This is a genomic window from Peptococcaceae bacterium, assembly GCA_024655825.1.
Classification (GTDB): Bacteria; Bacillota; Peptococcia; order DRI-13; family PHAD01; genus JANLFJ01.
In genome coordinates, this window is sequence record JANLFJ010000007.1 from 89,216 (window position 1) to 99,903 (window position 10,688).

Consider the following 10,688-nt stretch of genomic DNA (forward strand, 5'->3'; position numbering starts at 1 on the left):
CATTATTGCAGGAACTGGTTTAAATAGTATATTATATAAAGAGCAAAGATGTGTCCCAATATTGGGGGTGATAGCCATACGGCTCACAGACCGGCAGGAGCAAATCGTCAGGATCGTGAAAGAACATGGGCCGATTAAGGGAGAAGAGATTGCGGATATTCTCGGTTATGTGAAGGCAACGCTGCGGCCGGATTTGACCGTGCTGACCAGAGCCGGGCTGCTGGAAGCCAGGCCCCGGGTGGGTTATTCTTATTCGGGGAAAGGACTTGCTTCCAGGCTGTATGAAGAAATAAACAAGATAAAGGTTAAGGACATGAAAGCGGTTCCTGCTGTTGTCAGCGAAATATCAACAGTCTATGACGCAATTGTGACCCTTTTTGTGATGGATGTCGGCAGCCTGTTTGTGGTAAGCGAAGGCGGGCTGCTGGAAGGGGTTGTGTCTCGCAAGGACCTGCTGAAGGTGTCACTGGGACAGGTTGAAATTCAAAAAGTCCCGGTTTCTGTCGTTATGACCAGGATGCCCAATATCGTCATGACCACACCGGAAGAATCGCTGTGGGCCGCGGCCAAGAAAATGGTCGACCACGAGATAGACTCTTTGCCGGTGGTCCGCCCTGCTTATAATGAGGGACGGCAAGGATTTGAAGTGATTGGCAGAATTACAAAAACCACTATAACCAGGGCTTTTGTTGAATTAGGGCAGGGTAAATTTATGGAAGGAGGGGAAATGTTATAACACTGCCAACAATATATGTGATTTCTGATTCCTTGGGAGAGACGGCCGAATTTGTGGCGAAGGCCGCAGCCAGCCAGTTCAATTCGGGGCAGGTGGAAATAAAAAGGATCCCCTATGTCAATGATGAAGAGCATATTGCGGAAATTTTAGCGGAAATGGCCGGGCAGAACGCCATGATCGCTTTTACCTTGGTTTTGCCAAGGCTGCGCCAGTGCCTGCTGGATAAAGCACGTGAATACAATATTTTAGCGGTGGATGTCTTAGGGCCGATGCTTGATGCCTTTTCCAGGCTGTCCCAAACGCCGCCCCGCTTGGAACCCGGGCTGCTGCACAAGCTTGATGAGGACTATTTCAGCAGGGTGGAAGCCATAGAGTTCGCGGTCAAATATGACGACGGGAAAGACCCGCGGGGCATCCTTTACGCCGATATCGTGCTTATCGGCATTTCCAGGACTTCCAAGACCCCGCTTTGCATGTACCTGGCCCACAAGAGAATCAGGGCGGCCAACGTTCCGCTGGTGCCGGAGGTCTCGCCGCCGGAAGAACTGTTCAGCATCCCGCCCCGCAAGATAGTGGGATTGACTGTAAAACCAGAGATACTTAACCCCATACGCCAGGAAAGGCTTAAATCGCTGGGACTCGCGCCGAGCGCCGACTATGCGAGCATGGAAAGGATACTGAAAGAAATCGAGTACGCGGAGAAAATCATGAGCAAAATAGGGTGCCCGGTCATAGATGTCTCCAATAAGGCCGTGGAAGAGACGGCCAGCCGCATCCTACAGATATATTACAGGGGGGAACAAAGTGAAAGAAAGTAAGTATGTGTATTTATTCAGAGAAGGAAGCGCCGGCATGAAAAATCTCCTGGGGGGAAAAGGGGCCAACCTTGCGGAGATGACGAATATCGGCCTGCCGGTGCCGCCGGGTTTGACAATTACCACCAAGGCCTGCATAGAGTTTTTTAAGGCGGGCAAAACGTTTCCTGCCGGCTTGGAAGAGGAGTTGTGGGAAAAGCTGGCCGCAGTGGAAGAGCAGGCCGGGAAGAAGTTCGGCGACCTGCATGACCCGCTTCTGGTTTCTGTCCGCTCGGGTGCTCCTGTGTCAATGCCGGGGATGATGGATACAATCCTCAACCTTGGTTTGAACGATGAGACAGTGGAAGGCTTGAGCCGCGCCACGCAGAACAGGCGGTTCGCCCTTGACAGCTACCGGCGCTTTATCCAGATGTTTGCCGATGTGGTGATGGGCGTAGAGCACTTTCAGTTCGAAACCGCCCTCGAAAAGAGAAAGGAAGAAGCAGGCGTTAAGGTGGATAAGGACCTGACGCCGGAGGCGCTGGAAAAACTGATCGAAGATTACAAAAGTATTGTCAGGAGGACCAAAGGTCAGAGCTTTCCCCAACAACCAAGGGAACAGCTCTTGATGGCCATCCGCGCTGTCTTTAATTCCTGGTTCAATCCCCGGGCCGAGGTGTACCGCAAGATAAACAACATCCCGCAAGATCTGGGCACGGCGGTGAACGTGCAGGCCATGGTCTTCGGGAACATGGGCGACGATTCGGGGACGGGGGTGGCGTTCACCCGCAATCCGTCCACCGGCGAGAAGAAGCTTTACGGCGAGTTCCTCATGAATGCCCAGGGTGAGGATGTGGTCGCCGGGATACGCACACCTCAATCGATTGAACAACTGAGCCGGGAAAACCCGCAAATATACAGCCAGTTCACACGAATCTGCAGCATCCTGGAAACGCATTACCGCGACGTGCAGGATATTGAGTTTACCATAGAACGCGGCAAGCTGTACATGCTCCAGACGCGGACCGGGAAAAGGACAGCCGGCGCGGCGGTAAAAATTGCCGTGGATATGGTGAATGAAGGGATTATCAGCAAGGAAGAGGCGATCATGCGCATCGAACCTTCTTCCCTTGACCAGCTGCTGCACAGGAGGATCGACCCGGCCTCGGAGGTGAAAGTGATTGCCAAGGGACTTCCTGCTTCTCCCGGAGCCGCTTCAGGCCATGTTGTGCTGGATGCCGACAGGGCGGAAGGCCAGGCCAAAGAAGGGAAAAAAGTCATCCTGGTGAGGACGGAGACAACGCCCGACGATATTCACGGAATCGTGGCGGCGCAGGGCATTCTCACCAGCCGCGGCGGTATGACCAGCCATGCGGCTGTGGTGGCGCGCGGCATGGGCAAATGCTGTGTCTGCGGCTGCGAGGCCCTGAAAATAGATTATGAGGCTGGCGAAATCAAAGTTGACGGGCAGGTTATCAGGGAAGGCGACATCATTTCCCTTGACGGCAGCACCGGAAAAGTGATGCTGGGGCAGGTCAAGCTGATTGACCCCGAACTGAGCCCCGAGTTCCAGGAAATACTCTCCTGGGCCGATGAGATAAAAAGGCTTAAGGTGAGGGCCAACGCCGACAATCCCCCGGACGCTGCCAAGGCCAGGGAATTTGGGGCTGAGGGGATTGGGCTCTGCCGCACGGAGCACATGTTTATGGCTCCGGACCGCGTTCCCGTTGTTCAGGAGATGATCATGGCGGATAATATAGAAGACCGTGAAAAAGCCCTGGCCAAACTCTTGCCCATGCAGGAGGAGGATTTTTACGGCATCCTCAAGGTAATGAACGGTCTCCCTGTCACCATCCGGCTTCTGGATCCCCCGCTGCACGAATTTTTACCCGATGTGGAGGAGCTCATTACTGAAATCGGCGAGCTTAAGATGGTCAAAGCCGATCCGGAAAGGATCATGGCTCTGCAGACGGTTCTCACCAGGGCCAGGTCCCTGCGCGAATTCAATCCCATGCTCGGCCACCGCGGCTGCCGGCTTGGCGTTTCGTATCCCGAGATTTACCGGATGCAGGCACGCGCCATTTTCCAGGCTGCAGCCCGGCTGGTGAAGGAAGGATATAAGGTCTGGCCTGAAGTGGAGATACCCCTGGTGATAGACAAGAACGAGCTGGCTCTCCTGCGCGGGGAAATTGAGGAGGTGGCCCGCCAGGTTATGAGCGAATACAAGGTGGAATTTCACTTTACCGTGGGCACTATGATCGAACTGCCCCGTGCCTGCCTGACGGCCGATAAAGTGGCGGAGGTGGCCGACTTTTTCTCCTTTGGGACAAACGACTTGACCCAGACTACCCTGGGTTTCAGCCGCGACGACGCGGAGGGCAAGTTCATGAACGATTACCTTGAGAAAAAAATCCTGAAAAACAACCCCTTCATTGTCCTGGACCGGGAAGGGGTGGGGCAGTTGATGGAAATGGCTGTAAAGAAGGGCCGCGAGAAAAAACCGGGGCTGGAAATCGGCATCTGCGGGGAACACGGCGGCGAACCGAATTCTATCGAGTTTTGCCACCTGGCCGGTCTGAACTATGTGAGCTGTTCGCCGTTCCGGGTGCCCGTCGCCAGGCTGGCGGCTGCCCAGGCCCAGGTTATCAACCCAAGACCAATCAAGTAAGGCTTAGAATAGTTGGGTAAGGCCTTACCTATGAAGGCTGTAAGAAGTTTTGTAAAAAAGAGAGAGGGCATTGTCTATTAGTAAACTAAGAGATAGTACCCTCTCTTTTTCAATTCGGGGAGCTAGGATTTGGTTGTGCCGAGCGCTAGATGGATGGAAACAGTGCTGTGTATCATATAGCATTTTTCGCCCTGGGTCAGTTTTTATAGAGTTGTGTATGTCAATGTTCTGAGAAAATTCTTTTAGAAATATTTCAGGGGTGACTACTTAATGCGTCTTGGGCATCTCTTAAATGTTCTGGCCCATAATTCTATTTACCTGGTAGACGCGGTCCGTATATTGGGCATGCGGGGATTGGTGCGATTTGTCCGCGACACCTTGTCTAGTCCCTGCTTGGATGTTGAGATAACAACATTCATGTGGTATAATTTTACAATGAAACAGAATGTGGGTGATTGTATAAATGATTACTAAGCATATTGTTCAATCCATGGCTGAGAGAATTGTAAATGCCTTTTCACCGGAAAAAATTATTGTTTTTGGCTCTTGGGCACGGAATGAAGCCACCAAAGATAGCGATATTGATTTTTTGGTAATCACCTCTTATAAAGGCTCAAAAAGAGATATCCAAGTAGCTATGAGAAGAGAATTAAAGGGATTTGGTATTCCTAAAGACGTTATAGTTGCCTCAAAAGAAGAGATTGAGCAAAAAAAAGATTTGCCAGGATATATTTATGGAACCGCATTAAAGGAGGGGAGGGTCGTTTATGAGCGAATTGACCAATAGACAACTGGCATTACGGTGGTTTGAATATGCGAAAAACGATTTACAGGCAGCATCAATATTACTTTCGCATGATGACGTGGCTCCCCGGACCGTTTGTTTTTTAGCTCAACAAAGTGCTGAAAAAGCTCTGAAAGCAATTTTAGTGTTAAAAGGATTGGATGTAATAAGAACTCATGACCTTGATGCTTTATCAGAGACATTACCTAAAAAAGTAAGTGCAAAGTTTGAAAGTTTTGATTTAACATGGTTAACTGAATGGAGCGTGGAATCCCGTTATCCCGGAGATTGGCCGGAAGCTTCATGTGAGGATGCAAAAAAGGCAGTAACAATAGCTACAGAAGTCCTTAATGCATGTAATAGTATTTTTATAAATGAAAATTAATATAATGGAGGAAATAGAAAACAAAAAGTGTTCCATAATGTAAAAAACGGTGATTGGTCTATTATGATAGCGGCGGCCCAGGCCCAAATAAGGCACGGCTAGTCAGGGAAGTTTATGATTCCATGAGAAGGGGGCGGCTCCAAAGTTTTATTGTGAGACGCCCCCGTTCTTGTTGTGTTTATATACTGCGTTAATATTAATGGGCAAACATCATTCCGTTTGGGTGCCAGGAGCCTACAGGCCTTATTTTGCTTAAATCCGTCATAAATGTCGAAATTCGTTGGTTAAGAAAAAAGAGGATTTTCATTATTTAAGGAGTATTAATGTAAAGTAACAGGATGAAAACTAATATTAAAATTAATGAAGAAAAAGAAAGAGGAAGGTGAAAGGCCCCGCAAGGGGTCGCCGACAATGCTGATCGTAGGTATTAACGGAAGTCCCAACAAAGAGGGATCCACCGCTTTTTTATTGAACAAAGGGCTGGAACAGGCCGCAAGGCTGGGAGCAAAAACGGAAATTATTCACGCAGCCGAGGTTTTAAAAGACCTGGCGGTTCCTTTTTGTACTGTTTGTTCCACGCCGTGCCAGGGGACCTGCATGGCCGGGACTTCTTTTGAGGATGCGCTCAACCTGTTAAGTGAAGCAGACGGCATGCTGGTCGGCTCGCCGGTTTATTTCGGCAGTATAACCGGCCAGTTGAAGGCTTTTTGGGACCAGACCCGCCGGCTTCGTGCGGAAAAGAAGCTGCTAAACGTTGCCGGCGGAGCTGTGGCCGTAGGAGCATCCCGTTTCGGCGGGCAAGAACTTACAATAAGAGTCATCCAGGAAATGATGCTTGTACAGGGTATGACAATCGTAGGTCCGGGTCATGCTGGTCATGACTGCGGTCATTTCGGGGTTGCCGCCCAGCGCCCGGCCCAGGAGGATAAGCAGGCGCTGGAAAGGATTGCGGTCCTGGCTAAAAGGATTTTTGAAGTTGCCCGAGAAACCAGGGTACTGCGAGAGTAGGAGCGAAGAAATGTCCATTCGCCAGGAAATCGAAGCCTTCGAAGAAACAGCTCTCAGTCCTTATGCCATGCTCGCTTCCAGGTCGGTGGGCCGCCAACGGCCCGAGGAACCTGATCCCATCCGGACCTGCTTCATGAGGGACAGGGACCGCATAATTCATTCCAAGTCTTTTCGCCGCTTGAAACATAAAACACAGGTTTTTATTGCCATGGGCAACGACCACTACAGGACAAGGCTGACTCATACCCTGGAAGTGAACCAGATTTCTCAAACTGCGGGCAAAGCGCTGCGGCTGAATCTTGATTTGATTGAAGCCATTGCCCTCGGCCATGATGTCGGACATACGCCGTTTGCTCACACTGGCGAGGAGGTTTTGGACAGGCTTTTGCCCGGCGGTTTTAAACACAATTTAAACAGTGTTCGCGTACTGACCCGGATCGAACAGGGCAGGGCGGGACCCGGTTTAAACCTCAGCCAGGAGGTGCTGGACGGGATAGCACATCACAGCGGGTTTGGGAGGGGAGAGAGCGCCTGTAAGACCCTGGAGGGGCAGGTCGTGCGGTATGCCGACAAAATTGCCTATGTCCAGCACGATATAGATGACAGCATCAGGGCCTCCGTACTCACTTTGGATGATATACCCAAAGAGTTCCTGGATATATTGGGATACAGCCACAGCGAAAGAGTCGGAACCCTGGTAAAAGACCTCGTCCTTACTACGAGGTCAAATTTGGCCCGGGGCGAAATAAAAGTCAGCCTGAGCCCTGAAATAAACAGGGCTCTCCAGGGATTGCGCAGGTTTATGTTTGAAACGGTGTATAAAGGGCCATACTGCCAGAAGCAAAGGCATGGTGCCGCCCACATTGTGGAGTATTTATTCAGCTATTATATGGAAAATCCGGATGAACTGCCCGGCCTGTACAGGGAAATTGCGGAAGAAGAAGGGCTTGAGCAGGGCGTGGCCGATTATATTTCCGGGATGACGGACAATTACTGTGTGCTGCTGTTTAAGGATAAAGTCCTGCCGCAGGCGAGCGTTAAGTAAAGGTTATAGTGGGAAACAATGCCATAAATAGAAAGATTAAATAATAAACAATAAATAATATGTATAAAAATGTGGCTAAAAAAAGAGGAAATTTAATTTTTTTAACGAATAAATCATAAATATTTGCAATGAAAAACGCTGTATCTTAATTAGACCTGGTCTGAAATCTTTTCGAAAAAGCAGGAAAAAAGGTTGTAAATGAAGAAAAAAAGAACAAACGCGTTATAAGGTGGTGAAAAAGGTCATGGGCCAGATCCCCCAGGAATTTATTGATGACCTGCGCCACCGGGCGGATATTGTGGAGATAATAAGGGAATTCGTGCCGCTAAAAAAACAGGGCCAAAACTTTATCGGGTTGTGTCCATTCCATGCGGAGAAAACTCCTTCTTTTGTTGTCTCTCCTCAGAAACAGATCTTTCATTGCTTTGGCTGCGGAAAGGGCGGAAATGTTTTTACCTTTCTCATGGAGAAGAGCGCCATGAGTTTCCTGGAAGCGGTTTCCTTTCTGGCCAAACGTTACGGCCTCCTGATCCCGGTCTCTGCCGTTTCTCCGGAAAAAAAGAAACAGGAATCATTAAAAAAAAGGTACTATCATATCAATGAACTAGCAGCCCGGTTTTATTCCGGAAAGCTGTACGATAAAACAGGGGCGGAAGCCTTATCATACCTGAAAAATAGGGGACTTAACAAAAATACCCTGGAAAAATTTGCGCTTGGGTACGCGCCTCCCGGTTGGGATGAACTCAGCCGTTTTTTGTTGGAGCAAGGGTGTTCGGAACAGGAACTCCTGCTGTTGGGACTTGCCGTAAAGACGCAAAAAGGCGGAACTGTTGACCGCTTCCGCCACCGCATCATTTATCCCATTACGGATGAAGCCGGAAGGGTTGTTGGCTTTGGCGGCCGTGTTTTGGACGATTCCCAGCCGAAGTATCTTAATTCTCCGGAAACACCCCTTTTTTCGAAAGGCAAGCACCTGTACGGCTTGAATTTGGCCAGGGGAGCCATCCGCAACCAAGACAAGTCCGTAATTATGGAAGGGTACATGGATGTTATAACAGCGCATCAAAATGAGATATACAATGCAGTGGGCACGCTGGGTACAGCCTTAACCGTTGAGCAGGCCCGGTTGTTGATGCGTTACAGCTACCAGGCAGTCATCTGTTTTGATGCGGACCAGGCCGGCGAAAAGGCAACGCTCCGGGGTCTTGATATCTTGCAGGAACAAGGGTGCCAGGTTTCGGTCATATCCGTTCCGGGAGCGAAGGATCCGGATGAATTTATTAAAGAAGAGGGGAAGGGAAGCTTTACAGAGCTTGTTGAACGAGCCCAGCCCCTTTTGGAATATAAATTGAGCAAATTGATTGAGCGGTGTGATGCCCAGACTGTACCGGGCAAAGTCAGGATTGTGCAGTCTCTTATTCCCGACATCATGAAAACGCAAAGCCCTGTTGCGCGCCAGGCTTTTATCCAGATGGTAAGCGAACGGCTTGTCTTCCCGGAAACAGCGATTCATGCCGAAATAAGGAAAACATTTTCCCAAGACAGCCCTGCTCTCCAAAACAGTGCCCGGCAGGCTCGACCGCTGTCTGCCCGGGAAAAGGCCCAAAGGTTCCTGATCAGGATTTCCCTGGAAAACCCTCAAACCATGACGGAAATAGAAAAATGGGGAGGAAAAGAACTCTTCAGCGATCAATTGTTGAAAGAAATTTATCAAAACAATTATTTAATCTTCCAGGCTGGTCATAATATAAAAGCGGACGATTTAATGAGCCTGCTGGAAAACAGCGCTTCCCGGGATGCTTTATCGGGAATTCTGTTGGCAGATGAGGTCCCTGAAGGTTGGGAGAGAGTGTTTAAGGACTGCCTGGTGCTTTTGAAAACCGAACTGCTTAACAGGAAGATAGCAGAAAACAACAGCCGCATGTCCCAGTTCGAAAAAATGGGCGATGTCAGTAAATCCCTGGAATTGATGGTTGAAATACAGCAGATGGTAAAGGAAAAACACAGCCTGGCAACGACCCTGCGGAAGGGAGGGATTTAGTTATGAAGACTGAAAAAGAAATCGAACAAGTGAAAATTGAAGGAGTAAAAGAACTTATTCAAAAAGGGAAAAGCCGTGGAGTATTGACTTATGGCGAAATAATGTCCGCATTGCAGGGTGTTGATATCACTCCTGAACAAATAGATGATATTTATGAACAGTTGAATGCCATGGGCATAGATGTTGTACCCGATCCCGGCGACATTGAGGTTCTTGAAGAACCTGTGGAACCGGTGGATATGGAAGAACCGCCGGTTGACGGTGAGGGAGAGGGAGAAATTGAGATTGATCTTTCCGTTCCGGAAGGTGTAGGAATAGATGACCCTGTTCGCATGTATCTCAAGGAGATCGGGAGGGTTCCCTTGCTGTCCGCAGAAGAAGAAGTGGAGCTAGCCAAACGCATGGAACAGGGCGATGAGGAAGCCAAACGCCGGCTGGCTGAGGCCAATCTTAGACTGGTGGTCAGCATTGCCAAGCGTTATGTGGGACGCGGCATGCTGTTTCTTGACCTGATCCAGGAAGGTAATCTGGGGTTGATCAAAGCCGTGGAAAAATTCGATTACCGGAAAGGCTACAAGTTCAGCACATACGCCACCTGGTGGATCCGGCAGGCTATAACCAGGGCTATTGCCGACCAGGCCAGAACGATCCGCATACCTGTTCACATGGTGGAAACAATCAACAAGCTTATTCGCGTATCCCGCCAGCTCCTTCAGGAGTTGGGCCGGGACCCTTCCCCTGAGGAAATAGCCTCTGAAATGGACATTCCTGTCGAGCGCGTAAGGGAAATACTGAAAATAGCCCAGGAGCCGGTTTCCCTGGAAACGCCGATCGGCGAGGAAGAAGACAGCCACCTCGGGGATTTCATCGAAGACGAGGATGCTCCGGCGCCTGCGGAAGCGGCTTCCTTCATCCTCTTGAAGGAGCAGCTGGAAGAGGTGTTAGAGACGCTTACCCACCGGGAAGAAAAAGTGCTGCGGCTGCGTTTCGGACTTGATGACGGCAGAGCCCGCACCCTGGAAGAAGTGGGACAGGAATTCGGGGTGACCCGTGAAAGGATTAGACAGATTGAAGCCAAAGCGCTGCGGAAGCTTCGCCATCCCAGCCGCAGCCGCAAGCTTAAGGATTACCTGGATTAGAACAAGTTCAAGGTTTAGAACGGGTATATGGAAGAGAGCTAATTGCTATGTTCAGGGGGCCAAACAGCACAAGCGTTGAAAGGAACGC

9 protein-coding genes are annotated in these 10,688 nt (G+C 49.8%); all 9 read left to right on the top strand.

Features of this window, described 5'->3' with window-relative positions; all coding sequences use genetic code 11:
- The first annotated feature begins 76 nt into the window (after window positions 1-76).
- Window positions 77-736: a CBS domain-containing protein gene (locus NUV48_04450; protein ID MCR4441389.1), complete on the top strand. Its 660-nt coding sequence runs from the start codon at window positions 77-79 to the stop codon at window positions 734-736.
- Entirely contained in the window at window positions 709-1,554 is an 846-nt protein-coding gene (locus NUV48_04455; protein MCR4441390.1) for a kinase/pyrophosphorylase, read from the top strand. Before NUV48_04450 ends, NUV48_04455 begins: the two co-directional genes overlap by 28 nt.
- On the top strand, window positions 1,541-4,198 hold the full coding sequence (ppdK, locus tag NUV48_04460; GenBank protein ID MCR4441391.1) for a pyruvate, phosphate dikinase: 2,658 nt from the start codon (window positions 1,541-1,543) through the stop codon (window positions 4,196-4,198). Before NUV48_04455 ends, ppdK begins: the two co-directional genes overlap by 14 nt.
- Window positions 4,199-4,661: 463 nt before the next feature.
- Complete coding sequence (locus tag NUV48_04465; protein ID MCR4441392.1) at window positions 4,662-4,985, top strand: nucleotidyltransferase domain-containing protein; 324 nt, start codon at window positions 4,662-4,664, stop codon at window positions 4,983-4,985.
- On the top strand, window positions 4,966-5,367 hold the full coding sequence (locus tag NUV48_04470; protein MCR4441393.1) for a HEPN domain-containing protein: 402 nt from the start codon (window positions 4,966-4,968) through the stop codon (window positions 5,365-5,367). The genes NUV48_04465 and NUV48_04470 overlap by 20 nt, the downstream gene beginning before the upstream one ends.
- A 411-nt stretch (window positions 5,368-5,778) precedes the next feature.
- Window positions 5,779-6,375 carry a flavodoxin family protein gene (locus NUV48_04475; protein ID MCR4441394.1) on the top strand — a complete coding sequence of 199 codons (597 nt, stop codon included), beginning with the start codon at window positions 5,779-5,781 and terminating at the stop codon, window positions 6,373-6,375.
- A 10-nt stretch (window positions 6,376-6,385) separates the two neighbouring features.
- A complete protein-coding gene (locus NUV48_04480; protein MCR4441395.1) occupies window positions 6,386-7,420 on the top strand; it encodes a deoxyguanosinetriphosphate triphosphohydrolase in 1,035 nt (344 codons plus the stop codon).
- Window positions 7,421-7,664: 244 nt separating this feature from the next.
- The gene (gene dnaG, locus NUV48_04485) at window positions 7,665-9,461 is read left to right on the top strand and encodes a DNA primase (GenBank protein MCR4441396.1); all 1,797 of its coding nucleotides are present in this window, start codon (window positions 7,665-7,667) and stop codon (window positions 9,459-9,461) included.
- A gap of 2 nt (window positions 9,462-9,463) precedes the next feature.
- Complete coding sequence (rpoD, locus tag NUV48_04490) at window positions 9,464-10,600, top strand: RNA polymerase sigma factor RpoD (GenBank protein ID MCR4441397.1); 1,137 nt, start codon at window positions 9,464-9,466, stop codon at window positions 10,598-10,600.
- Window positions 10,601-10,688: the final 88 nt, after the last annotated feature.

Bases quoted from the DNA above. Each gene is read 5' to 3' on its own strand.
- NUV48_04465 (MCR4441392.1), top strand. From the start codon at position 4,662: ATGATTACTAAGCATATTGTTCAATCCATGGCTGAGAGAATTGTAAAT.
- NUV48_04470 (MCR4441393.1), top strand. From the start codon at position 4,966: ATGAGCGAATTGACCAATAGACAACTGGCATTACGGTGGTTTGAATAT.
- NUV48_04475 (MCR4441394.1), top strand. From the start codon at position 5,779: ATGCTGATCGTAGGTATTAACGGAAGTCCCAACAAAGAGGGATCCACC.
- NUV48_04480 (MCR4441395.1), top strand. From the start codon at position 6,386: ATGTCCATTCGCCAGGAAATCGAAGCCTTCGAAGAAACAGCTCTCAGT.
- dnaG (MCR4441396.1), top strand. From the start codon at position 7,665: ATGGGCCAGATCCCCCAGGAATTTATTGATGACCTGCGCCACCGGGCG.
- rpoD (MCR4441397.1), top strand. From the start codon at position 9,464: ATGAAGACTGAAAAAGAAATCGAACAAGTGAAAATTGAAGGAGTAAAA.